The sequence below is a fragment of the Streptomyces sp. NPDC058239 genome (genome assembly GCF_042882185.1).
Lineage (GTDB): Bacteria > Actinomycetota > Actinomycetes > Streptomycetales > Streptomycetaceae > Streptomyces.
Window position 1 is genome coordinate 1 of sequence record NZ_JBHVWS010000015.1, and the last position, 24,230, is coordinate 24,230.

Genomic DNA, 24,230 nt, shown 5'->3' on the forward strand with positions numbered 1-24,230 from the left:
GCGAATTCCCCGGTGCAGCGTGCAGGAGCCCCCGCATCAACTGAGCTGCTCAGTCTCATCCCACCCGCGCCCAACACTTACGGGACAGCTCTTAGGCGCGGCCGGCTTCATTCCCCTCTTCGGCGACGCCGCCAAGCTGCCCAAGCAACTCGACAACATAGCCGATGCTCTGAAGCTTGCGAACAAGATCCCCACTTCGCAATTCTCCAGCAAGCTGGACAGCATCTCCGGGCATCTACAGATGAGTGACCTTACTGCGGCTAGGCGTGAACTTCAGGGAGAGGTGGTCGCCCGGAAGGCAAGCGGGACGCCATGGGATCATGTCCACGAGGTTCGGGACGCACAGAACGGCCTGCTCAAGACAATCGGTTCCATCAACAAGAAGCTGTCTCATCCCAAGACCAGCAGTGCCGATCGGGATCTCCTCGTCGCGGACCTGGGACGAGCCAGCAGAATGTTGGACCACTCAGAGCAGTTCGTCCCACGAGGATGAGTGGAGCATGAAAATCACACATGACGAGTACATGCGGCAGCTGACCGCGCGGGCGAAGCACGGAAGTATTCCTCTGCACGAGGTCAAGGGAATCGCCCGAACTATTACCGAGGGCCGGGCCGGACGCGATCTACATAGTCTGTTGTACGCGGTGGCCCGAGCGGGTGGGCCCGCGTACGAGTCTCTGGTTGCCAGCTATCTCATCTATCCCGAGGACCCCGAGGTCTCGGCGCTTGCAGTGCAGACGCTTGCGGGGCATTGGCGGGTAGGTGCGAAATACTCGAAGCAGATCCTCGAATTGCTCAGCTCCCCCGAGTGGGACCTGAGTGACGACGCATTCATGGCCGCCATTTCGGGAACAGGGGAGATCTTGCACGACGGGTTCCAGGCCGAGCTCCTCCACGCTCTGCTGAAGCTCGGGGAGGAAGGACGAGGTGAGTACGACGACGATCTCATGCAGAGAATTTCAGTAGAGGCGATCGCCCGCGCGTTGGGCTTCAGCCACGCCGAGTCGATGAGACCGCCTGAGGGAGTCACGCGTTCGGAGTGGTCGCAAGGCCTACTCAGGGCCGCACGCGACAGACTGAACGAGGCTGCGTATACGCCCAGAACTCCCTGATATCGAGCGGGTTCCGGCAGGAAGGTGTCCTGCCGGAACCCGCGGGCGTCTGTCACCGTGGGTAATTCTGCGCAGCGTAGCCACCCGTCTCATTCAGGCACAGCCATCAGGTTGGGTTGCGTGATTTCGCGCTCGAGCGGTGGCGCTCCGAGTCGAGTGACCGCGGGGACTTCCTTCGGCTGCGTCATGTGCGAGATGGTGGCCGACTGGTCCCCGTTCGGCGACCGGCACTCTGACGCTGTCGCGCTGGCCAAAGCGCACCAGCGCGGTTCCCAGGCAGCAGTCGGCCGACTACGACGACGAGTCGGGTGTTGGCATCGATGACGACCTGGTGATTGGTGGAGTACCGGTAATTCTTCGGCTGCTCGGCGGAGATGCTGCCGTGGGCGGTGGGGCGCTCTGCCTCACCGGTATCGGCTGCCTCGGCGGCGGGTTCGCGGTGGCGGGCGGCGTGGCCATTTGGGACTTTGTCGAACGGGTCCCTCTTCCCCGCTTCGGCTGGGCGCACGTAGACCTTGCGGGGGATGGCCGACCCCTTGGCCCACCGGCCTGCTTCCTCGAACTCCTGATCGGTTGCGCCTGCCTCTTCCGCGCCAGGTGGTAGAAGATCCAGGACGAATTCGTCGACGACCCCAAGAACGCAGTGGCGGGACCGATGAGCCTCCGCGACCAGGAGGGGGAGGACGAGATCGTCGACGCCGAGCTCGCCGCGATGAGCTTGTCGATCTCGGCGATCTGCTCGTTCAAGGCCCGATCCGGTCGGTGGCCCACGCGGCCAGGAGCGCCCCACGCTTGATGCCCTGTCGGCCAGCCGCGTGAGCTGTTTTAGGCTCCACCAGGCGCCTGGTGTGAACGCCCAGTACATCCGGCTGGTGGGAAGCAGGGGCGGACGCAGATCAAGAACGAGTCGGTTCCGAAGGACCCGGCCGTCTGCACAGCTCCACTGAGCGGGCAATGAGCGGGGCGGCAGCAGGAACAGCGCGCAGCGGGCATCGGTATCCCCCAGGACCGGGCCCCACTGCTTCCGGGGAATGCCCTGTTCGTATCGGTGTTGCAAATAGTCGGCGCAGACTTCCGGGCTCACTTGCACTGCCTGGACATCCATCCCGACTACCAGAGGGCGGCTCTGAAGCCATCTCAGGACGGGGGAGGTGCGGTTCTGTCGTTCGGGCATGCCCCTCGGTAGCAGCTTCAGCGGGTCAGCCGGGGAGGTATGGGGCCGGCGTCCCGGGAATTCCTGTGGCTTTCCTTCTGCTGGCTTGTGGTTTCGTCCGGGAGGGATCGGCGTCCTGGAAACGTCCTTCAAGCGCAGGATATCCCGCGGATATCCGCCTATTGCAGTGCCCAGGCCTGTTTGTGCTGTGAGTGGTTCCACGCCCTCATCGCCGCACAGCAGACCTGTTGCGAAGGCCAGGCCGACCAATCCGCAATCGGAAAGGTTCGTGGCGGTGCGAAGCTCATCAAGTGCCCGGGCCACGTCGCCCCGAGGATGAAGGCTGGACTGGGCGATAGTCGAGATCAATTCGGAGTCTGGCACGTTGTAGCGCAGGCCACGCCAAACCAGCCGAGTGAGGGCATCCGGACGGTCCGCCAGCGACGTGCGCCGTGTCAGTTGCACAGTTCCGCCGGCGAGGACGCAGTACACGAGCGCACGGTCAACGTGTACGCCCGCGGTGATGCGTGCATTCCGCAGATGCCCGTGGACAGAGGCCCTGCTGACACCCAGTTCAGCGGCGATCTCGGCCACGGCGAGACCGGCAGCACGGTACCCAGCGATCTCCCGTTGCCGGGCGGACAGGCAGAGTTCCGGGCGCGGTAAGGGGCGCATCGTCCTCGGCTGAGGGACCGGGGCGGGCGGGGGAGGCGACATGGCGTTCCTGGGCAGGGTGAGGGTGGTTGACGGGAAGGCACACGCCCCACGGCCGGTGCCGTCCGCGTGCGTGGTGCAGGTGGCGACGTCCGTGCGGTGCTCACCGGCCACGCTGCGCCTGCCCGTCGACTGCGGAGCCGGCCGGGTCCTGGCGGGCGGGCTGCTGCACTTTCGAAAGACGGTGTCGGTCCCCGGTCGCCATCCAGATCCCGGTGATGCCTGCGAGGAGCAGGCTCAGCAGGAGGGCGGCCACGAGCGGAACCACCATCAGCGTGGTGATCACGTTGTAGGCGACGTGGGCGATGACGAGCGGTGTTGCTTTCCGGTAGCGGAGGAAGAGGAACACCGCTGCGGCGCCGAGCGGGATACCGGCGGCCATTGGCCAGCCGACGTAGGCGTGGGGCAATACGCGCATCAGCACACTGACGGCCACACATTCCCAGACCGGGCGGCGGGCCGCGGCAAGCACGGTTGCGGCCGTCGCAGTGACGAGAAGTTCCTCCACAACACCTGACCAGATCCCCAGCGCCAGGTGGGCGCCCAGAGTCGGTGCACCGGCGGCAACGGACTGGCTGCTGTGCAGCACCGGGCCGGGGAGCAGCGCGAGCCACCTCCACAGGAGCATGCACGCGATCAGACAGGCCGCGTAGGAGAACCCGACGAACCAGGCAGTCGCCCACTGACGCTCTCGCGACCGGATTGCCGGCTGGCCCCCGCCTGAGCCGTCACCGGCACGGGCCCTGATCTCTGCTGCCAGCATCACCCACACCGCGAGCTGCGCCAGCAGGCCCACACTCCGTGTGGGTTGCCCGTCTGCGCTCAGCAGGCCGTGCTCGTCCACGGTAAACAGAAGCGCAGCTATGAGCGGCACAGAAATCCAGACCGGTGACCGCATGGGCAGGCCCACGTTCTTACGTGTCGTCAGCAGGTGGGTGGTCCAGGTGATGGCACCGACGAACCCGGCCGCTTCTATGAGAAGTCCGGCCGTAGCCGTCCAGTGAGGGGTGTTGCCGCCGGCCAGGTTCACGAAGGCGATCACGGCACTCCATGCCTGACCGGCGCCGACGAGAGCGTAGAGCGTGACCACGGTGCTGTATGCCCGGGAAGGACTCGTGGCCGCGTTGATGAGGAGGCCGGCGCGCCGGGACGCCTGGGAGGTGGGAGGAGACGACGACATGGTTCCTTCTGAGACGTGTGTGTATGGAGTTCGGCCGGGCTGCCGGGTCGTGCGGTCCGTCACGGACAGGAGAAGAAGAGCCGGCGCTGGGAGATGGCAGAGTCGGGCGGGGGTAGCGGAGCATGTGCGGTCGAGGGGTACCGCGATCCCGTCCTGGAGGTGCGGAGGTCGGAGAGCTCCTCCGCGTGGCCTGAGCCTGGTGTGCAGTCGACGGTGACCGTACGGTTCAGATCAGCCCCTGCCGCATCGCGTACGCCACCGCGTGCGACCGGTTCCGCAGTTGCAGCCTGGTCATCACCGAGTGCAGCACGTTCTTTATGGTGCGCTCGGAGTAGGCCAGCTTCGTCGCGATGTCCGCGGTGTCGTACCCCTCCGCGACCAGGCGCAGCACATCCACCTCGCGCGCCGCGAGACCGGTGAAGTGCAGCCCGCGCGGACCGAGCACCTGACCCTGGAGGCGGCCCACCTCCTCCAGCAGCCGTCCCAGCAGGTCGGACGGGAGATGCCCCTCGCCCCGCGCCACCGTCCCGATGACCTGCACCAGATGCTCCGGAGTCGCCTCGGAGCGCCTGACCACACCGGCGACACCGCACTCCACGGCACTCACCAGCTTCTGCTCGTCGATGTCCGTGGTGACCAGGACGGTACGTGAGGTGCTGGTGCGCTGGATGCGGCGCAGGAGGGTCAGTGTCTTCTCGTCGACGGCATCGGTCACGACGACCACAGCATCGGGAACCTCCGGGGCGTCATCGACGCCTGGGTGGGTGTTGAGGACGGTGACCTCGGGCCGGTTGTACAACTGCCCGGTTATTCCGGCCAGGGAGACGGGGTCACCGGCATGGACGGCGACGGACACTCTCTGCACGGTGGAGGTCATGTTGGCTTCCTTATGTTCGGCCGGGTCAACGGTCGGGTCAGGACAGACGGCTGAAGTGGCTGCGCAGGCGTTCGACGTCGGAATCGCTACGCAGGCTGCGGAACGCGGCCAGCGACAGCGCGAACCAGTCGACGGCCTCTACCGGTGTGCCGTGCTCCTCGGCGTTCAGCCCGAGAATCTCGTGCGTGCGCGCGGCCCACCAGGGGGCACGGCAGGCGATGAATTCCTCGTGGGCATGCAGAGCGTGTGCCCGGGCAGCATCGAGGTCCCCGGTGCAGGCGAGTGCCAGGGAGAGGAACGCCTCGGCGCGGGCGGCCTCGTAGGCATCGCTGACGGCGGTCAGGATCCGGTGAGCCTCGGTGAGCCGGGCTGCGGCCTCGGCCGGGAGGCCGTGTTCCTGTTCCCACCGGCCCAGTTCGACATCAGTGAGACCCACGCCGCGCTGGCAGTCTTCGGCGTCCCAGATGTCGCGGGCGGTCAGCAGGTGCTGCCGGGCATCGGCGGGAGTGGCTCCAGGCATGCAGCCCAGCTCGTGAAACGCCTGAGCAGTCATGTGAATGTCCTTGTCCGCCACCGCCGAGCGGAGCACGGACCAGAACTGCGTCCGGGCCCAGGTGTGTTCGCCCATCTCGCGAAGCCCGGTGCCGAGAGCAATCGCCATCACACGGGCAGCGGCACGGTCGTCGCATTCCTGCGCAGCCTTCAGACCGAGCTCGTGGACCTCGATCCACCATCCGTAACGGCGGTGAACCTTCCAGGCCGGCTGCATCGCGTGGACGAGCGAGCACGCCTGCCAGTACATGCCCGCTTCCATGGCGGCACGGACAGCGGCCATGACGTTGGGCATCTGGTTCTCCATCCACGCCATCGACTCGGTCTCGGACGCGAACTGGACCGGCGTGGGCGACGTGGTGTACCGGCGGGGGAACACGGCGTGGCTGGGGGTCACAGGAGCCTCGACGGAACAGGCGGTGACGAGCAGCCAGTCGAGCAGAGCCGGCAGGACGGACTCCTCGGTCTCTCCCTCCGTTCCGGCCCGGTCACGTACGTAGTCCCGTGCGGCGGGCTGGAAGGAGAAGACCGGTCCACGCCCTTCCTCTGCACCGTCCTTGGTCAGGAAGGTCGCCTGGGTCAGGGTGTTGAGCAGGGACCGGGCGGTGCGGAGGGAGGCGCCGCCCAAGGCGATGGCGAGGCCTTCGTCGATCGTGATCGTGCGGGGCAGGAGCGCGAAGCGGCGGCACGCGTTCTGGGCCCGCGGGGGAAGGGCGTTGTAGGAAGCCTTGTGGGTCATGGTGATCGTGCCCTCGGTAGTGGGTAGGCGGCATGGGGAGCGGCAGCATGCTCCGGTGGCGGCTCGCGCGACCGCGGTGGGCCACGGCCCGCGCGCCGGGGCGTCGCAGGACCTGCGGTCATGCGGGTCACCGCGCGCGAGACGACACGCGGCTCCGTCAAGGAATCGCTGATTCCGTTTCGTCCGCCTCAATCCCGTTGCGCTGCCTCGGGACCGCGGAAACGGCGGTCTGCAGAGCGCGCTGCCGTTGATCGGCGGCAGCAATCGCGAGTGCCGTGCCGATCAGCGGCACATGGCTGAAGGCCTGCGGGACGTTGCCCACCTGGCGCTGGAGCCGGGAGTCCCACTCCTCCGCGAGCAGGCCCAGATCGTTGCGCAGGGACAGCAGCCGCTCGAACAGCTGGCGGGCCTCGTCGATCCGGCCGATCATCGCCAGGTCGTCCGCCAGCCAGAACGAGCAGGCCAGGAACGCGCCCTCGTCGCCCTCCAGGCCGTCGACGCCCGCGTCCTCGCCCGAGGTGGGGTAGCGCAGTACGAAGCCGTCCTCGGTGGACAGTTCGCGCTGGATCGCCTCGATCGTGCCGATGACGCGCTTGTCGTCCGGGGGCAGGAAGCCCATCTGGGGGATCAGTAGGAGCGAGGCGTCCAGTTCCTTCGAGCCGTAGGACTGGGTGAAGGTGTTGCGTTCCGGGTCGTAGCCCCGCTCGCAGACGTCGCGGTGGATGTCGTCGCGCAGTTCGCGCCACCGCCCCAGCACACCGGGGGCAACGTAGGCGCCGCCGGACTCGATGAGCTTGATGGTGCGGTCGACGGCAACCCAGGCCATCACCTTGGAGTGGACGAAGTGGCGGCGCTGCCCCCGTACCTCCCAGATGCCCTCGTCCTGCTCGTCCCAGCAGTCTTCGAGGAGGCTGACGAGCCGCAGCCACAGGTCGGTGGACGGGACGTGCGGTGTCGGATCCGGCTGCCGGGCCAGGGACAGGAAGTCGATGACCTCGCCGTACACGTCCAGCTGGAGCTGGCCCGCCGCGCCGTTGCCGACCCGGACCGGGCCGGAGTTCTCGTACCCGGGCAGCCAGTCCAGCTCGGCCTCGCCCAGCTCGCGCTCGCCCGCGATGCCGTACATGATCTGCAGGTTCTCCGGGTCGCCAGCGACCGCCCTCAGCAGCCACTCGCGCCAGGCGCGGGCCTCCTCGCGGTAGCCGGTGCGCAGCAGGGAGGAAAGGGTGATCGCGGCGTCACGCAGCCAGGTGTAGCGATAGTCCCAGTTCCGGGAGCCGCCGATGTCCTCCGGCAGGGAGGTGGTCGGCGCGGCGACGATGCCGCCGGTCGGCGCGTACGTCAGGGCCTTGAGGGTGATCAGCGAGCGGACCACGGCCTCGCGGTAGGGCCCGTGGTACGTGCACTGCTCGACCCATTCGCGCCAGAAGTCCCCGGTCGCGTCCAGCGAACCCTCCGGGTCCGGCAGGGCCGGCGGGCCGTGGTGCGAGGGCTGCCAGCTGATCGTGAACGCGATCCGGTCACCCGGCGCCACCGTGAAGTCGGAGTACGTCGTCAGGTTCTCGCCGTACGTGTCGGCGGGGGTGTCCAGCCAGACGGAGTCCGGGCCGGCGACGGCGACCGTACGGCCGTCGACCTTGTGCACCCATGGGGTGACCCGGCCGTAGCTGAACCGCATGCGCAGCTCGGAGCGCATCGGCACCCGGCCGCTGATCCCTTCCACGATCCGGATCACCTGGGGCGCCCCGTCACGAGGCGGCATGAAATCGGTCACTCTGACCGTTCCGCGTTGTGTGTCCCATTCCGATTCCAGGATGAGGGAGTCCCCGCGGTATCGGCGGCGGTCCGCGGACGGCGGCTCCGTCCCGTCCTCCCGCGCCGGTCCCAGGCGCCAGAAGCCGTGCTCCTCGGTACCCAGCAGTCCCGCGAAAATAGCGTGCGAATCGAAGCGGGGAAGGCACAGCCAGTCCACTGTGCCGTCCCGGCAGACCAGGGCGGCGGTCTGCATGTCTCCGATGAGTGCGTAATCCTCGATGCGCCCGGCCACGTGCGTCCTCGATTCATTGTGGGTGTGTGGTCATGGGGGAGCGGGTGTCGATGAGACAGGGGCCCGGTCTACATGGGGGGATTCAGCCAGTGCGCGGTCGGCCGGGTGACGAGCCGTGCGGCCTTGTACGCGTCGGCGAGTGACACGATGGCGGTGCTGCGGTAGGCCATGTCGCCGCGGGATATCACCAGTGCCGCGTCCGGTGTTGCGGGGTTCGCCAGGTAGAGCGGCAGCAGAAGCTGTAGTTCTGCCTTGCCCGGCTGCCACGCGGGGACCGCTGTCCCCGGGTTGCGTTTCGCGATGTCGATGGCGCGGTTCACCGCACCCTCGAGCGCGAGTTCCAGACCGAGGGGGATCTCCCTGAGTGCGGCCGGGAACAGACCGGAAACCATGGGGGTGAACTGGCGGGCGACGAAGGTCACGGGCAGGTCCCAGTCCAAGACGTAGGCGTGAGGGTCCTGCGAGTACGCGGTCGCTTGGGGGAGTTCGGTGTACGCGTCCAACTGAAGTGCGCCCGCCACCCGCCATCCGGCCAAAAACCAGTCCTGTCGGTCGGCCTGGCGGTTCGGCCGGAAGAGGCCGTAGATGTCTTCGTGCCGTGGTGTGACGAGCCGCGTGTTGAAAATGCACGTCTGGCTGTCGGAGCTTGGCACGACCGAGTCCGTGACCAGAGACTGCTCGAAGGTCCAGGTCACGTAGTGCTTGAGCACCGCGAGCGAACCCCGCTCGGCGGGCGAGAACCTGTCCCAGGGCTCATCCACGGCCATCCGGGCGAGCTCGTCGAACGAGTCCGCGGACCCGGTGCCCGCCTGCCGCTCCTCTGCGGGACGGACGTGGCCGAGATAGGCGAAGACGCTCAGCTGGCCACGCATTGACGAGTTCCCCCTCCCGCCGAGCGCGGAACTCCCGGCGCCGGAGGGCGTGCTGCCGGCGGGGAGGCTGTGCGGATAGCCGGAATCCGTAGCGGTGATCGACGGGGTGGTGCGCAAGGGTGACACAACAGCCTTTCGAGGCGGAATGGGTGCGGTGTGGACTGCCGGGCGGATGCTCGCCCGGTCAGGCCGTGGTGAACGGGTGTGAACGGGGTCCGGGGCGGACTGCGCCGGCAAAGTGCCCGGATGCCTCTTTCTTCTGCTTCACGTGTTCCTGACGGGTGGCGGGGTACCAGCGACGCCCGACATCGCAGGCGCGTCCTTGACCAGGGCCCGGATACCGGGTATCTCACGGGACTCGTGCTGCAGCAGATGGGCCGTGCCGCCGTCGGCGGTCCGCACCGTGCGGACCGGCTCCCACGCGAGATGTTCCGACAGATGCAGGGCCAGCTGGGACGGAGCGACCCGCATCCGGACCCACGCGTGTCCGGTGCGGGCGGCCCGGTCGCTGGCCCACGACGTGATGACCCAGCTGAGCCGGTCCGCGGCCAGTGCCGGATCCGTGATTATCCGGACCAGGCCAACAGCACGCTGCGCCGCTTCGCGGGCAGTCCAGCCGTCATGGGATGTCTGATCGACGATCGTCGCCGTGGCGACGACCGCCCCGTCACAGGTCAGAACGAACGGCACTGCGGCCGCCGTCTCGGCCGCAGTAAGGGGGCAGTAGCGGATGAGGCCAATCCCTTTGTCCTCGGCCCACCGGACCCGTGCCCTCCACAGGGCGGTGACCGCCGACCGGTCGTCCGGCAGCATCTCGCGTATCTCGTACACAACATTCCTTGGGAATTTCGCTCTGGACAGGGGTTGACGGGCGGCCCCCCCGCTCGTTCAGGGCGTCGTCAATGCGGGCCGACCAGGGACCGGGGCGTTGGCAGTCCACTGCGGGGATCCTGTCGGTGATGACGGAGCTGACCGCATGGGTGCCGTTCTCCACGGCCGGCCTCGGGCGGACCGCCACCCGGCGGGGAGCGCTCTGCCGGGTAGTGGGCGTAGCGTCTTGTTTGTCACACAGACCCTCCAGCCCGCTGGGAGAGGGGCGGGTGGGGAGCGCAGGGGCGCGACCAGTGCTCATGTCATTGTCCTCAGCCGGGTCGCCCATAGCTCCGGCGCGGACATCTCGCGCTGACTCGGAAGGAGGAGCCCGTCGCGCCATACCTGGTTGAGGCGCTGGATGCCCACGCTCTGAACCGCCGCTTCCACCAGCTTGCAGCCCACCGTGTACGGGAACTGCCGCGCCGCATACATGTCGGCTACACGTGGATCTCCGGCAACCCGGAGGTAGTGGTCGGAGCGGGGCGCGGTGTCGGCGTCGACCGGAGTACCGAAGAGTTTCCGGGTCATCTGCCGGTCGGCCCAGCGGGCGTGGCCCTCCTCCAGGATCGAGATCGCAAGGCGGGGCGGGGCCGAGCGTGAATCGGCCCACCGTGTGCCGTGCTTCGAGGCCCGGTTCTGTGCGTGGTGCACCAGTTCGTGAGCAACCACCTGAGTCAGGTACGTCTCGTCCGTGGACACCCCGCTGTGCAACAGCCCCTCCGGCGTCAGGATTGTCTCGGAGAGCAGGTCCGGCCCAGACAGCGTTGCGCCCATCACCAGGTCACGCAGGAGCGGCGCCGTTCGCCGGAACGCAGACCGAGCGGCCGCTTCCCTGCGCACGACAGCCAGCATCTTCCACCACGGCTGCCGAGCGCGGAGTGCCGTGAATGCCTGGTTCATCTGGGACACCTGTTCGGACTGCCAGGTCTGCGGGCTGACAATCCGGAAGATCACCAAGTGCGGCAGGTCCAGTTCCGTCGTCGGTTGCACCAGCGGCACGACCTCGGTGAGGATCCTGTCGACGCGGTGCTGGAGAGTTGCGTTGGTCCCCGTCTCGTCGAGGACCTCGATGTCCGTCATGCTGCTGCTCCCGTACTGATGGCCTGGCCGCTGCGGCGGGTCGCAGAGGCCCGTTGGAGGGTCGTCTCCGGGGACCTGTACTCAGGTCCCCAGAGACGACCGGTCTGGGGTGTGGCGGTGGATGGTCAGTGGTGTGCGTGATCCGGGTGCAGGGCGATGGCCGCGTATGTGCCCGTGGCGTGGTCCGGGAGGTGTGCGTGCGGGTTGCCCTGGTGGTAGCGGGACAGGGCGACTACTCCCGGTCTTCTCAGAGGCCATGGGGCGAGCAGTTGTGCGATCTCGGTCCCAGAACGCGGATGGAAGGGGAGTTCGGCCTTTGAGAGGTGACGGGCGGCGGCTGCTGCTTCGCGCTCGCAGAAGTCGGCCGTGACGTGGGTCATGGAGATCGCGCTGCCCGGCGGAGCCCAGGCCCTCACCTGATTGAGCACGAAGCCGGCTTCCGCCGCGCTCGTCGCACCCAAGGCGCCGCCGTGGGCGAGTATGCCCACCGGTTTCCCGGGGTCCAGGCTCTGCACGGCCGGGGCTTTGAGCACACTGAAGATGTTCCGGAAGTCCGCGTGTACGAAGGGGTGACTGCGCGGGCGTGCCGTCGGGCACGTTCGCGTGTGACGGGCCATCGCCATGTCGGAGTCGACGTGGACGACCCTGGCTCCGGGTACGGAAGCGCACACGGGTTCGTGCAGTTCGTCGGATGTGGTGCCGGTGGGCAGCAACCCGGAGCCCAGGTCCAGGAACTGCGTGATGCCGTACTCCGACGCGAGGGCCGCGACGGTCAGGTGCCCGTGGACGCGGTTGATCAGCACGGCCGTCTCCAGCCACGGTGCCACTGCTCTCACACGGTTGGCGACCTGCCTGTCTGCAGGGTAGTTGTGGCGTCCGCCCAGCAGGTAGTTGGCGATGCGGGCCGAGGACGGGCGGCTGGCCCAGCTGTGAGTACGGTCCGGGCCGTGGTGAAGGGTGGCGGGACCGGTGCTGGAGCGTTGCCCGGCGGTGTCGGCGAGTTGCTGGCACGGGTCCGGTGTCCGGGTTGCATATGTGTGCCTGGTGGTGGTCATGCGGCTGCCCCGGTCGCGGGCAGCGGGGAGGGGAAGCGCTGCGACCACTGGTCGTGCTCGGTGCCCAGAGTTTCCTGTCCCAGCCGCAGTATCTGGATGTCTCCGGTGCCGGCGGGCGCGTACGTGTGCTCTGCGTCGCGGAAGAGCCGCTCGATCGGGCGGCTGGTCATGAGACCGGCCGCACCGTGGACATCCATGGCAGTGCGGGCCGAGTCACGCACCAACTCGACGTTAACGAGCTTGGCGTTGATGAGGAGTTCGTCGCACGGCTTGCCATGGTCCAGGAGGCGCACGGCCTCGTACGCGATGCTCCGGGCAGTGGTGAGGCGTGACGTCAACAGCCCCAGCTTCTCCCTCACCGTCGGCAGTTCCGAGAGAGGACGGCCGTAGAGAACGCGCTTCTGGGCGTAGGCGATTGTTTCGTCCACGAGGGCCTGGTGAATTCCGAGTGCCACCGCGGTTAAGTTGGGCCGGCCGTAGAGCACGCTGGAGGAGTAGGCGACATCGAGGCCGTCTCCAGGGGCGCCGAGCAGGTTCTGTGCCGGTACCCGGCAGTTCTCCAGGATGAGCTCGCCGAAGGAGAACCCGCGCAGTCCCATGGAGGGTATGTGCTCGCCGACGGACAAGCCGGGCCGGCCGGACTCGACCAGGAACGCCGACAGGCCCCTAGGCCCCGCCTTCTTCGAGGTACGCACCACAATGCCGTGCAGGTTCCCGACGTGGGAGTTACCGATGTAGCACTTGCGGCCGTTGAGCACGTAGTCGTTGCCCCGGCGCTGCGCTGTGGCCTGCATGCCCAGGACATGGCTGCCGGAGTCCGGCTCGGTCACCGCGATGGTCGGCAGGACGGTCCCGGCGGCGATCTGCGGGAGCCAGGTCTCCTTCTGCTGATCGCTTCCGAAATGGAGGATCTTCGCCATGCCGAGCTGGGACGCCTGCACCGCCGCGCCCATCGCGGGGGACACCTGGGCGATCTCTTCGATGATCAGGGTCTTGGCGACATGGCCGACGCCCATCCCTCCGTACTCGGGGTGAATGGTGGCACCGATCCACCCCTGCCGGGCCATCAGGGACACCAGATCCCGCTCGACGGCGCCGCTCTGTTCCATCTCCGCCACCCGCGGAGCGACTTCGCACTCGGCGAAGGTGCGCACCGCCTGGCGAAGCTGTTCGTGCTGCGGTGTCAGATACAACCCCGACATCGTGGGCTCCCCTCCCTGTTCGGTGACGTTCGTTGTTCGGTCGCGCTGGTGGTCCTCACCGCGGCAGGTATCCGGCCCGCCTGTGGATGAAGTCCAGGACGGCGTCCCGGTGGGACTTGATGAGCGCGAGCATCGCCTGGCCCTCGCTCTTGGGCTGACTTTCGCGCCCGACGAAACACACCGTGCCCAGCACGACGCCCTCATGGATCAGAGGTGCGCCGGCGTAGCTGCGGATGCCGATCAGGTCGGCCACCGGGTTGGACGCGAAGCGCGGGGCGACGTAGACGCTGGGCAGGACCAGCGCGTTTCGTCTCCGCGCAACCTCGGGGCAGTAGCCGTGGTCGAGGGGCATGCTGCGGCCCACGGCCGGCAGCTCGCCCCCCGGAGGGGTGGCCAGCCCGAAGAACTGCTGGTGCCGCGTGCCGAAGATGTTGACCATCGCGTACGGGACGGCTGCGGCAAGGCTGAGGCGCACGGCGAATTCGTCGAGCTTGGGATCGGGGCCCGTGAGACCGAGGGCGTGCAGCAGCTCGGACCTGCGCTTGTGATCCGGCTGTAGGGCGGGCGTGGTCATGCGTGCGCTCCGAGGCTTGGGGTGGTGGCATGGGTACGGGACACCTGGGTTTCGATCCGCAGTTCGATCAGGCAGATCAGCACGTCCAGTGCGGATGCGTAGTTGCGGGCGTCGCAGATCAACACGGGGACGGATTCCGGGAGCCGCAGGGCATCGCTGACCTCGTCCGTGCTGTAGCGCAGAGCGCCGTCGAACTGGTTGACGGCCACGACGAAGGGGGTGCGGCGCTGTTCGAAATAGCCGATGGCAGCGAAGGAGTCCGTGAGACGGCGGGTGTCGGCCAGGACCACGGCGCCGACGGCTCCGTGGCAGAGGTCGTCCCAGGTGAACCAGAACCGCTCCTGACCTGGGGTGCCGAACAAGAACACTTCAGTGTTGAGACCCTCGAGGCTGATCTTGCCGAAGTCCATCGCGACCGTCGTTGTGGTCTTGGCCCCGATTCCGGTCAGGTCATCGGTGTCCTGACCCGCGATGGTCAGCGACTCTTCGGTGATCAGCGGCCTGATCTCGCTGACTGTGCCCACCAGCGTGGTCTTGCCGACACCGAAGCCGCCCGCGATCACGACCTTCAGCACCTTCGGTGCTGCATGACTGCGTTCGGACTCAGACCAAGCGTCGTAGGCCGGCAACGACTGCCTCCAGGAGGTGATTGTCTTCGTGCGGGGCAATATCGGCGGGAGCGGTGAGGACCAGCGCTCCGAGGTCGAGAAGGTCGCAGACCAGGACCTTGGTGACCTGGACGAGCTGGCTGCGCAGTCCCGCGAGCTCGACAATGGACCGAGGCGAGATGAGGCAGAGCAGCCGCATGGCCTCGGCCTCGGAACCGATGTCGGCAAGACCGGTGGCAGGCCCCGGGCTCAGCAGGGACGTCAGCTGCAGTGCGTACTTCGGGCGTGTGCGGCCCGCGGTGATCGTGTACGGACGCACATCGTCCAGGGCACTGTCGTGCCAGGCGCTACGGCGGGGAGCCACGTCACTGCTCCTGCCCGCCGGGCCGGGCCCTGGTGCTCAGATGCTCGTCGAGGCTCTTGATCAGGATGGTCATTTCCCAGCCGATGGCACCCGGATCCGCATCTTTCCCGGCGATGACTCCCAGGCGCGTGCCGACAGTTGAGGTGTGGCCGGCGGATCCGGCGCTCATCACGAACAGCGTCTCGGTCTCGCCCTCGATGACGAGCTGCCGCACACCGTCTCGCAGAATCCCGCGAGCGAGCGAGTACAGCCCGCTGATGGCTGCGGCCAGCCTGCCCTCCGCCCCGGTGTCGGCTTCGTCGAAGTAGGAGGTGTCGGTCCCGTCGTCGGCGTAGGCGATCGTCAGGCCATCGGGGGCGACGAGCACTACGTGGTGGGCATGGGGAGTACGAGACAGGAATCCGGCCAGCAGCCCGTCGAGCGTTGTGCCGCTGGTAGGAACGGTGTCGGGCATGAAACTCTCCTGGTTCTCGTGAGTGGGGGGAACGGGGGCAGGCGTCAGTCGCCGGCCGGGCGTGTGCGTTTGAATCGCGCCATCAGATCGGGACTGGGTGGACCGACTGGCTCCCGCGGTACGTCCAGGGCCGGTGCCGGGACGTGGCCGGCCGGAGCGGCCTCGCGGCGCGGAAGTGCGGGCCTGACGCCGCCATCACCTTGGTCAGGACGGCCGTGCGAATGCCCGGTGTCGTCCCCGCCGGTGGTGCACTGGGTCTGCGGGAGGCGCCGGGGAAGCCCGGCCACGGGATGCTCCGGACCTGCCGACACTGTGAGACCACCTTGCGCGGGCACCGCGGCCGGCGTGTGAGAAGGGGCTGCTGCGTGGCTCGTGGCCGACTGCTCCGCCGGTGTGACGAGCAGCCTTCCAGGAAGGACAACAACTGCGCGTATGCCGCCCATCACATCCGGGTACAGCTCGATGACGACGCCGTGCCGCTTGGCCAGCAGCGCGGCGACCAGCAGACCGATCTGCCCTTCTCTGAGGCGACTGCGCGGGTCGGCCCCTTCCGGGCGCGCCAGCAGATCGTTCAGAGCGGCGCGCTTCTGGGCGGTCATGCCCGGGCCGCGGTCGACGATCTCGATGGCCAGTCCGTCCGTCACATGGCTGGTGCGTACCTCGACATCGGTCGCCGAGAACCTCGTGGCGTTCTCCATCAGCTCGGCCAGCAGATGCACGACGCTCGGGCTCACATAGCCGGGCAGGGCGACGGGCTGATCCGAATGCACGATCTGCACACGGGGGTAGTCCTCGATCTCGCCGGCCGCCATGCGGAGCACGGTGGCGACCAGGACAGGCTCGACAGTGCGCGTCGGTAGGTCTCCGCCCAGCACCGCCAGACTCTCCGCGCCCCGGCGCATCCGCGTCACCAGGTTGTCGATGCGGAACAGCTCACCCAGCAGGTCGGGGTCCTCGACCTCACGTTCCACTTCGTCCAGGACGGCCAGGGTGCGGTAGATGAGCGAGTGCAGGCGCGCAGAGATGGGCCGGAAAATCTCGGCCAGCTCCGCCTCCTGGTTCAGCAGATGATGCTGGTGGGCGGCCGCGGCAATCACTGCCTGCCATGCCACGGTCTGGCCGCGCGCCAGCGCCTCGAAGACATCGGCGTACAGGTCGCCGGTCTGCTGGAGCGGCGGCGGCGGGGCGTGATGGACGCGGACGCGTCCTTGCTCCACCTCCGAGGCCGCCCAGGCGATCTGCTGCCGGCCTATTTCGATCAGTCCGGAGATCTCCTGCAGGGCCTGCTCGGCCCGGGCCCTCCCAACCTGGGCTTCCTTCAAGCCCTTTTCGGCCTCGGCACGCTGCGACTCTGTACGCGCGAACGCATCGCGGGCACCGCGGGAGCGCAGGTACATCCGCCATGTCGCGGCGCTCGCCGCCGAAGTCCCGGCCGCGACGGCGACCGGCATCGGCAGCAGACCGAGACTGTCGGCCGCCCACGCGCAGCCCACCACAGCCGCGGTCAGAGCACTGGACGTGGCTGCGGGAGGAAGAGGGAACCCACTCCCGGAATGCAGCGCCCTGTCGGCTTTGCTCGCGGTCCGGCGGCGGCGTCCTGAAGCCGGCCGTGTGCGGAACACATGCTCAGGCACAGGTCACCTCGAGGGGACGGCCCCCGGCAAATACGGACCAGAGTGCGGCCGCGGACTTCGGGGATCGCGAGCGGCTCAGACCGTGGTGCAGTGCCGAGCGTGCGGTCACCGGCGCATAGTCAGAAGAGCTGTGGGACGGGAGGAGCCAGAGACGAGCGGCGCACTGCACGCGGGAAGAAGTCTGCTCAGGGTCAACGCACCACCACTGCCCTTGCGAGAGGCAGGCCGAGTGCGGAGCACCCCAGGTGTCGGCGGTGCCCGCCTCGACCGGAATCAGCAGAACGCCGTGCGGCCTGCAGTAGAGGATCGGGCCCACGGGCTCCCCCTCCATCCGCAGTCTCTCGACCGCGGGCAGCCCGATCCCCGCACTTGTACGGACGGTGTCGTGGCGGGGCGGCAGCACCGCCGGGCGGGGCTGCTCGGCAGTGGCGATATGCCAGGACAGGTTCGTGCTCAGAAAGGGAGACATCGGGACTCCGGTCAAGGCCTTCACCATCGAAGGGCGCGGCAGGTAGTGAGCGGAAGCCGCTGGAGAAGCAGCGGGAATGACGGAAGGGAGGCCACCGGAGCCGGCGAAGGGGCCGTAACCGACGGGGGACGGTGGTAGGTGGTTCGGGAGTGGATCTCGTCTGAAACCAAGCCTGATCTCCCCGCCGCGAAAGCGGTACGCCAAACCTTGGCCACGTTGTGGCCATGTCGAGGGCAGCCGACAGCGAACCTCCGCGTCCCTGCGTTCATTTCAGGGGTCACAAGAGCGGAGAAAAGGGTCGATCGGGTAGCGCCCCACGCGCTCCCTGGCGGTATGCGGGGAGCGTGGCCATAACGTGGCCATCTTCATTGAAGTGCTCGACAATGCTTGTTGAGTTGTACTCGCAAGGGCGCTGTTTGTGTCCTTTGTGATGCGTTTCTCGTTGCGGGACTCATTTTGTAATCGAGGTCCGAGCCGGGGCTCCGGGCACGGTCGGAGAAGTACTGGGCAGGGTTTGCCGGTGAATCGGTGGCTGCACGCCCACATCGGCAGTGGTGAACAGCGTGTGGGGCGGAGCGTTCCCCGGTGAGACCTGTTGCTGTCCATACGGGGGCGTGCACGGAGCCGCTGATGGGTGATTCCGGCCTCCAGACCGGCCGGGCCGAGATCACGGCAGCCGATATGGCCACAACATGGCCAAGGTTTGGCGTACCGCTGCCCTGCCTCTGTCGGGGAGGGTTAGCAGCGGGTCGATTTCCCGGCCCACGCCACACGGCGTCTCGAAGAACAAGGAGACGAAGGTGCCGTCGACAACAGCCGAATTCATCCGGGGCCGGAAATTGGGACAACTGGTTGACCATCACGCCTTCGCTCTCAAGGCCAGGAGTGAACCTCTGGCGTGGGCCCGCGAGACGGTTCGCTGGCTGATGAAAGACCGCTCTGACCAGGGACGGATCGACGACACTGTTCTGGTCGCCACCGAACTCCTCACCAACGCGATCCGGCACGCGGGCGGGCCGGTGTCCTTCACCCTCGACCTCTACGAGGAGGGCGTCACCGTGGGTGTCGTCGACTGCGGAACCGATACCACTGCCATTCCAGCAGCTCCTGTCAGCCTCTTGGCCGACCTGAACGAGGGGGAGGCCGATGCCATCGACAGGCTCGACCTACCTGAAGGCGGACAAGGTCTGTTCTTGATCTCTGCGTTCGCCAATGCATGGGGTGTCGAGCTTGTCCCGGCCGGCAAAGTTGTGACTGCAGCCCTCTACTTGCGCGGGAGCAGTGCGTGAGCGATTCCGATCTTGGCGTCCGCCACCTGTGCCGGGGCATCGTCACCAACCCGCTCGGCCTCCACTGCAACATGTCCACTGGCCGCGCGCCGCACGACGAGTCGGAACACATCAATCAGTTCCTGGGGGGCCTTAGCCGCGCGGTTGAGCGGGGGGCGACGCTCTTCGACACCTCCGACTCCTATGACTACGGGCACACGGAACGGGCCATCGGCAAGTTTCTGCGTCAGCATCCGAAACTGCCCCTCCAACTGAGCAGCAAGGTAGGGCAGTTGCGCGGCAGTGCTGAGCACCCGTATGCGGGCCGGCACATCCACCACCAGCTTGAGCAGTCGCTGGAAAACCTCTACGCCGAGCAACTCCACCTGTACACGTTGGACAGCTTTGATTTCGGGCCCGATGACCGGTACTTGGGCAACGCCATCGACGTGATGCGCACGCTCCGTGAAGTGGAGTCCATCAAGGCGATCGGTATGCGCGGGCCGTCTGTCAGCTACGTCGCATCCCCCGAGGAATGGGCGGCAGAGGCTGAACGGTTCCTGTATCTGTTCCGACTGATCAAGCCCGATGTGGTCTGGACGCGATTCAACGCCTTCACCCCAGCCGTTTCCATCGAAGGGGATGACTTGTTCACCTTCACTGCCAGGCACGGCGTCGGCCTGGTGCTGGCAGCCCCCTTGGGCCTTGGTCTTCTTACGGGGAAGGCGTCGTCGCGGGCAGAGCTCTCCCCGAGGCACGCACGACTCATACCTCCACACATGAAACAGGTCGATGAGGGACTCCAGGGGCTTCGCGGCCACTCCGGCGACGCTCCAGGCGCTCTGACCCAGCTGGCCCTCCGCTCTTCCTTGCAACGCGGGGAACAGTGCGTGGTCGTTGTCGGCTTCGACAACGAGCAGCAGGTCGAGGAGAGCTACCGCTGCCTGGGGCTCCCGCTCACGCCAGAGGAGCTCGGGGCCGTCGACGACGCCTATGCCGACTTCCGGACTCGCCTCCACGAGAAAGTGACACGCTCGCCCACCAAGGAACTGCAGGCATGACACCGCACCCCAACAGAGCCGTCGCAGTGGGCGGCGCTGGTTGCCGGGGGTAGGCGACATCAGTTCAGGTCTTCGCCTTCCTGGGGGAGGAGAAGCGAGTTCGGGGTATGGACTCCCCTTTGCCTCGGTTCCGACACGGGCAAGCCTGTGAACCAGCGCGTCTGGCCGTCGCCGATGTTCCCGCACATGGGCGCTCACTCGCAGGGGGTATCGAACGGCAGCGCTACGGGTTGCTGGAAGAGGTGCTCCAGGATTCTGCCGGTGTCGCGCTGGGGGCAGGCTCCGCACTTCGCCGGCCATCCACCGGTCGAAGTACGACGAGCGATGGAGACATCAGCGAGGCAGCGGTCCCCGGTTTGCCCAGCCAACTCCTGTCCCGCCTATGCGAAGTGGCTGCTGAACGTCTTGCTCGTGGTCCAGCACCGCTCCTGCACCATCCGGCGGAACAACGTCATCCGATTCCCCCGTCAGTCCAGCCCGCCTGGAAGGGAAGCATTGTGCCCGGACCGGGTACGCAGGGCAACGCTCCGTACGACGCGCCAACGGTAGGCCGGTGAGGAGCTGGTGGTGCGCCAGAGCTCGACGAGATCCACACGGTTGATCTCCAGGGACACGGGGGCGAGGGTTCGCAGGCGGGCGACGCTCTCGATCACGGGCGCGGCGGGCCGTTCCCGGTTGTTGTACTGGATTCCCAGATGGGGCCGGAAGGCAGCGGTGGGCTTGCCGCCGGGTACTCCGGCTTGATGGCCGATCGCGCAGAGGGCGGCATGCAGACGGACGAGCGGCGACCAAGGGGTGAGGGTGAAGCGTACAGCCCCGCGTGAACCGGCAAGGGGATGGGCGGCGATTCGGAAGCTTTCCTCAGGCAGCTGCTCGGCCAGTTCAGCGAGAAGTCGCAGCTGCTGGTTCGACACCCTGTCGGTGCTGCCGACACGGGTCAGCGTCACGTGCAGACCGTCCGCAGGAACGGGGTCCATGCTCAGGTGCGCGAGTTCGTTCTGACAGTGCCTTGTACGGTCGAGCAGGTGGAGGGCCTCGGGGAACGTGAGCATCCAGTAGTAGGCGCGGCGTCCCTTGCCCCATCCGGGACGCTCCCAGTGGTTCGTCATCTGCTTGACCACAGTGAACGCATGCCAGTCGTGATCGACGAGCAGCCCGGGATCGACGAGGTCGGGGGGCGGGTGCAGCGGGAACGCCGAAGGATGGACATCCAGTTCGGGCGTCACGACTCTCCTTACTGCTGTGGCGCGAGCTCCGGGCCCGGGCCACTGATGATCGGTTTGGCTTGAGGGTGTGAGCGCCAGTTTCGAAGCTCCTCGGCATACTGGCTTACATCAGCCTCAGCCTGCCAAGGCCTCGCTCGCTCGTACAGTTCATTTGCCCTTTGCCACACGGAAGTGATGGGCGCGGTGGTTCCTGCGTGAAGCGCACTCTGTCCGAGAGCCATGGCCTGTTCAATCTCCGGCTGTTTGTGCTGAAGGAGGGCCGTGGCGACGTCGAGACGGACCAGGGCGCGGCTCCACTCGGAATCGGAGTTCTCGATCAGGCTGTCAATCAGTTCTGCACAGGACAGAACCTCGGCTGTGTCATCGAGGGACAGCCGAGCGGTGATCACGTTGGCCAGGGTGCGGGCCGGGCTGTAGGGCGCGAAGGAGATGCATGAAGTGATCCCAGAGGGAAGGCCAGCCAGCCTGTCGGAAAGGTCCAGGGCTTTGCCGATGGCTCGCTCCGCGCCCCTTCGGTCGCCTAGACGGGCCAGAGCACGTGCTCGTCCGTTGGCCAGGAGCCGGATGGCTTGATGGCTGGTCGGCGCCATTTCGATTCCGGCTGCCGCCGCAGCGTCGGCTTCGGAGTATCGACGCTGGTAGTAGAGGCTGAGCGACCGGGTGCCGGCAGCCCACATCTGCAGCTGTGTATCGCCGATGTGCTTCGCAAGGACCTCGGCCTCCGTGCAATATGCCTCCGCTACGGTGGGCCCTGATCCGGCGTTGACGGCCATGTAGGCCAAGAGGCCCGCAGCACGGCTGGTCAGCCCGAACAACTCGGCCCGGACCGCCGGTAGATGTTGCCCGCTCAGCAGAGTGTGGAGCGTACTTCGGATCATTCGAGCCTCACCGGCGAGCGCCTGAGGGCCACTGGTCTCGTAGCGGTCCACGATCCCCTGCAATTGCCCACGGAAGTGTTCCAATAACGCCGCATCCACACTGGACCGGGTCAGTGACTCAGTCTGGGCAGCGACTGACAACGGGTCGTCGAACATGCCTGTCTGGGAGGAAGCAAGGGGCCGCGAGCTCTGCCGAACCGCTGGCAAGGGCACGGCCGCCATCAGCATCTTGCTGTCCGAGGTGTGGAACAGCTTCGCTACGGGTTGCTGGAAGAGGTGCTCCAGGATTCTGCGGGTGTCGCGCTGGGGCAGGCTCCGCACTTCGCCGGCCATCCACCGGTCAAAGGTGCGACGGGGGACAGAGATCTCCCCGAGGCGGCGGTTCCCAGTTTGTTCAGCCAGTTCCCGCCCCGCCTTCGCAAAGTGGGTGCTGAACGTCTCGCTCGTGGTCCAGCGCCGCTCCTGCACCATCTGACGGAACAACGTCGGCCGCATAGCCTGTACCTCCGGGACGTCGGCGGATCAGTCGTGCGGGCCCGCCATTCTCTGCAGCTTTCTCAGTACTGAAGGCATCAGGGACCAGGCCGAAGAGCCTGATGCACGCGAACCCGAGAAGATGCTCCAGGACCATCTGGGTCTCGCGCCGGGGGAGCACCTCCAGTTCGCCAGCCATCCACCGGTCGAAAGTACGCCGGGCGACCGCGGCCCCAACCGGTCGGCCGGTACCTGTCACAAGCGCCACTTCGCGGGCCGCTCGCGCGAAGTGCGCGGAGAAGACAGCCCAGCTATCCCAGCGCTGCTCCTCAAGGAGTACCCGGAACAGTGTTGGGCGGGTCAAGACGACAGTCCTCCTGGGACAAGCCAACCGAGACAGCGACAGCCACGACAGGCGACAGCTTCTGCACGCACTGTGACCTGGCTAGGATGCTCCTAATCAACTGTGCTTGACAACTAGCTGAGCAAAATTGCTTGCACTTTTGGTTGTGATACGAGGCGAGCGACGGCACACTGTCGGCATGTCGACTAAAGCGCCCCCGACCTCCATGGTCCGGTCCCAACTGGGCGCCCTGCTGGCCCAACTACGGGTTGAAGCCGGGCTGCGCCAGAGCGAGGCCGTGACCAAGGCCGGCGTCCTGGACAAGGGCGGGCTGAGCAGAGTCGAGGGCGGTACCCGAGGAATCACTCAGCCCACCGCCGAGCGCCTCCTGGACTGCTACAACGTCACCGGCGAAGGAGTACGGAACGAGATTCTTGAGCTCATCCGTCTTGACGCGTCACTGAGGCGGAAGCCGCAGTGGTGGAAGAGGCACAACGACGTACTCAGCCCGACCGCCTTCGACAACTACCTTGGCCTGGAAGCGGTGGCCAGTGAGGTCAGGAACTACGAGCCGCTGGTGATTCCGGGCATTCTTCAGACTCCCGAGTACGCCAGCGCCGTCGTACCTGCACTGCGTCCGGATCTGACCGAAGCCCAGGTCCGGCGGTTCGCTGAGATCCGGGCCGCACGCCAGCGGCGCATCCTGGCCGCCCCCTCGGACCAGGGCGACGGACCTCGGCTGACAATTCTCGTGGACGAGCGGGCGGTCGAGCCTCCCGCAGCCGGGCCGGCTGTCATGAACCGTCAGTTTCAACACCTCATCGACGCGGCCGACCACCCTCGAATTACGCTTCGGATGAGCCTCAAGTCCGTCGGCCTCCACCCAGGACTCACGGGCGGCTTTGTGATCATGAAGTTCCCCTCGCACGCGGTCCGGGACGTTGCGTGCGCAGAACTCATGAGCCGCTCCGTCTACCCGCAGGACGAGGACGAAGTCTCCCGCTACCACAACGCATTCGACTGGCTGTGGCAGCGGGCGCTCACCCCCACCGAGACCCAGAATCGTCTCAGAACAGCGATGGAGGAGCTTCAACAGTGAACCCCAGCAAGACCGTCACCACAGGTACCCCTTGCAGCAGCGACGGCGTCCGGTGGCGCAAGTCCTCATACAGCGGCGGGTCCGGAAACTGTGTCGAGTTTGCCTTGGCCCGACCTGGCCAGATCTTGGTCCGGGACAGCAAAATTCCCGGTGGTGCGGTGCTGTCATTCCCTGCTGCGGCGCTGACAGCCTTCCTGACCGTCGTAGTCCAGGAGGAGAACCCACCCGCATAGCCATTGCAGCGCCGTAACCTGGCCACACACAGGTGGTCGAGCAACGAGCACAGCTCTGACGGCTTCGTCCTGACCGTGGACGAGGACGG

The 24,230-nt window shown here is 66.9% G+C and carries 22 protein-coding genes and 2 pseudogenes; 6 read left to right on the forward strand and 18 right to left on the reverse strand.

Going from position 1 to position 24,230, the window contains the following annotated elements; genetic code table 11:
- Together ACFVYE_RS18155 and ACFVYE_RS18160 are read left to right on the forward strand one after the other, a co-directional pair.
- Window positions 1–493: polymorphic toxin type 28 domain-containing protein (locus ACFVYE_RS18155; protein ID WP_389606317.1), on the forward strand; the 493-nt coding region annotated here is incomplete at its 5' end.
- Window positions 494–500: 7 nt separating this feature from the next.
- Window positions 501–1,112: a hypothetical protein gene (locus ACFVYE_RS18160; RefSeq protein WP_389606319.1), complete on the forward strand. Its 612-nt coding sequence runs from the start codon at window positions 501–503 to the stop codon at window positions 1,110–1,112.
- 265 nt (window positions 1,113–1,377) lie between these two features.
- On the opposite strand, the pseudogene ACFVYE_RS18165 reads toward ACFVYE_RS18160, so the two are convergent.
- From ACFVYE_RS18165 to ACFVYE_RS18240, 16 genes and pseudogenes are all read right to left on the reverse strand, one after another.
- Window positions 1,378–1,482: pseudogene (locus ACFVYE_RS18165) on the reverse strand (IS5/IS1182 family transposase); the annotation flags it as partial.
- 1,323 nt (window positions 1,483–2,805) lie between these two features.
- Window positions 2,806–2,982: pseudogene (locus ACFVYE_RS18170) on the reverse strand (LuxR C-terminal-related transcriptional regulator); the annotation flags it as partial.
- Window positions 2,983–3,082: 100 nt separating this feature from the next.
- Entirely contained in the window at window positions 3,083–4,159 is a 1,077-nt protein-coding gene (locus ACFVYE_RS18175) for a type II CAAX prenyl endopeptidase Rce1 family protein (protein ID WP_389606321.1), read from the reverse strand.
- 226 nt (window positions 4,160–4,385) lie between these two features.
- Window positions 4,386–5,036, reverse strand: a complete 651-nt coding sequence (locus ACFVYE_RS18180) for a response regulator transcription factor (protein ID WP_189281674.1) — start codon at window positions 5,034–5,036, stop codon at window positions 4,386–4,388.
- Between the two features lie 37 nt (window positions 5,037–5,073).
- Window positions 5,074–6,327 carry a hypothetical protein gene (locus tag ACFVYE_RS18185; protein WP_389606323.1) on the reverse strand — a complete coding sequence of 418 codons (1,254 nt, stop codon included), beginning with the start codon at window positions 6,325–6,327 and terminating at the stop codon, window positions 5,074–5,076.
- A gap of 157 nt (window positions 6,328–6,484) precedes the next feature.
- Complete coding sequence (locus ACFVYE_RS18190; protein ID WP_389606325.1) at window positions 6,485–8,374, reverse strand: glycoside hydrolase family 15 protein; 1,890 nt, start codon at window positions 8,372–8,374, stop codon at window positions 6,485–6,487.
- A gap of 68 nt (window positions 8,375–8,442) precedes the next feature.
- Window positions 8,443–9,246 carry a DUF3825 domain-containing protein gene (locus ACFVYE_RS18195; RefSeq protein WP_389606327.1) on the reverse strand — a complete coding sequence of 268 codons (804 nt, stop codon included), beginning with the start codon at window positions 9,244–9,246 and terminating at the stop codon, window positions 8,443–8,445.
- Between the two features lie 264 nt (window positions 9,247–9,510).
- Window positions 9,511–10,077 (reverse strand): hypothetical protein, encoded by a 567-nt coding sequence (locus tag ACFVYE_RS18200; protein WP_389606329.1) that lies wholly within the window; start codon window positions 10,075–10,077, stop codon window positions 9,511–9,513.
- Window positions 10,078–10,374: 297 nt separating this feature from the next.
- A complete protein-coding gene (locus ACFVYE_RS18205) occupies window positions 10,375–11,199 on the reverse strand; it encodes a hypothetical protein (protein WP_389606331.1) in 825 nt (274 codons plus the stop codon).
- Window positions 11,200–11,324: 125 nt separating this feature from the next.
- Complete coding sequence (locus tag ACFVYE_RS18210) at window positions 11,325–12,254, reverse strand: SAM-dependent methyltransferase (RefSeq protein ID WP_389606333.1); 930 nt, start codon at window positions 12,252–12,254, stop codon at window positions 11,325–11,327.
- Window positions 12,251–13,456 (reverse strand): acyl-CoA dehydrogenase family protein, encoded by a 1,206-nt coding sequence (locus tag ACFVYE_RS18215; RefSeq protein ID WP_389606335.1) that lies wholly within the window; start codon window positions 13,454–13,456, stop codon window positions 12,251–12,253. Before ACFVYE_RS18215 ends, ACFVYE_RS18210 begins: the two co-directional genes overlap by 4 nt.
- A 55-nt stretch (window positions 13,457–13,511) precedes the next feature.
- Window positions 13,512–14,030, reverse strand: a complete 519-nt coding sequence (locus tag ACFVYE_RS18220) for a GAF domain-containing protein (RefSeq protein WP_389606337.1) — start codon at window positions 14,028–14,030, stop codon at window positions 13,512–13,514.
- Window positions 14,027–14,605 (reverse strand): ATP/GTP-binding protein, encoded by a 579-nt coding sequence (locus ACFVYE_RS18225; protein ID WP_376293405.1) that lies wholly within the window; start codon window positions 14,603–14,605, stop codon window positions 14,027–14,029. The genes ACFVYE_RS18220 and ACFVYE_RS18225 overlap by 4 nt, the downstream gene beginning before the upstream one ends.
- 28 nt (window positions 14,606–14,633) lie before the next feature.
- The gene (locus ACFVYE_RS18230) at window positions 14,634–15,002 is read right to left on the reverse strand and encodes a DUF742 domain-containing protein (RefSeq protein WP_376293403.1); all 369 of its coding nucleotides are present in this window, start codon (window positions 15,000–15,002) and stop codon (window positions 14,634–14,636) included.
- Between the two features lies 1 nt (window position 15,003).
- The gene (locus tag ACFVYE_RS18235; protein WP_389606339.1) at window positions 15,004–15,456 is read right to left on the reverse strand and encodes a roadblock/LC7 domain-containing protein; all 453 of its coding nucleotides are present in this window, start codon (window positions 15,454–15,456) and stop codon (window positions 15,004–15,006) included.
- Window positions 15,457–15,500: 44 nt separating this feature from the next.
- Entirely contained in the window at window positions 15,501–16,952 is a 1,452-nt protein-coding gene (locus ACFVYE_RS18240; protein WP_389606341.1) for an ATP-binding protein, read from the reverse strand.
- A gap of 1,407 nt (window positions 16,953–18,359) precedes the next feature.
- Here ACFVYE_RS18240 and ACFVYE_RS18245 point away from each other — a divergent pair.
- Window positions 18,360–18,848 carry an ATP-binding protein gene (locus ACFVYE_RS18245; RefSeq protein WP_389606343.1) on the forward strand — a complete coding sequence of 163 codons (489 nt, stop codon included), beginning with the start codon at window positions 18,360–18,362 and terminating at the stop codon, window positions 18,846–18,848.
- Window positions 18,845–19,888, forward strand: coding sequence for an aldo/keto reductase (locus tag ACFVYE_RS18250; RefSeq protein ID WP_389606345.1), 1,044 nt, complete (start codon window positions 18,845–18,847; stop codon window positions 19,886–19,888). Before ACFVYE_RS18245 ends, ACFVYE_RS18250 begins: the two co-directional genes overlap by 4 nt.
- Window positions 19,889–20,355: 467 nt before the next feature.
- On the opposite strand, the gene ACFVYE_RS18255 is transcribed toward ACFVYE_RS18250, so the two are convergent.
- Together ACFVYE_RS18255 and ACFVYE_RS18260 are read right to left on the reverse strand one after the other, a co-directional pair.
- Entirely contained in the window at window positions 20,356–21,114 is a 759-nt protein-coding gene (locus tag ACFVYE_RS18255; protein WP_389606347.1) for a 2'-5' RNA ligase family protein, read from the reverse strand.
- An 8-nt stretch (window positions 21,115–21,122) separates the two neighbouring features.
- Complete coding sequence (locus ACFVYE_RS18260) at window positions 21,123–22,487, reverse strand: hypothetical protein (RefSeq protein ID WP_389606348.1); 1,365 nt, start codon at window positions 22,485–22,487, stop codon at window positions 21,123–21,125.
- Window positions 22,488–23,008: 521 nt separating this feature from the next.
- Here ACFVYE_RS18260 and ACFVYE_RS18265 point away from each other — a divergent pair.
- Window positions 23,009–23,908, forward strand: a complete 900-nt coding sequence (locus tag ACFVYE_RS18265; RefSeq protein ID WP_389606350.1) for a helix-turn-helix transcriptional regulator — start codon at window positions 23,009–23,011, stop codon at window positions 23,906–23,908.
- A complete protein-coding gene (locus ACFVYE_RS18270) occupies window positions 23,905–24,141 on the forward strand; it encodes a DUF397 domain-containing protein (protein ID WP_327276458.1) in 237 nt (78 codons plus the stop codon). Before ACFVYE_RS18265 ends, ACFVYE_RS18270 begins: the two co-directional genes overlap by 4 nt.
- Window positions 24,142–24,230 lie beyond the last annotated feature (89 nt).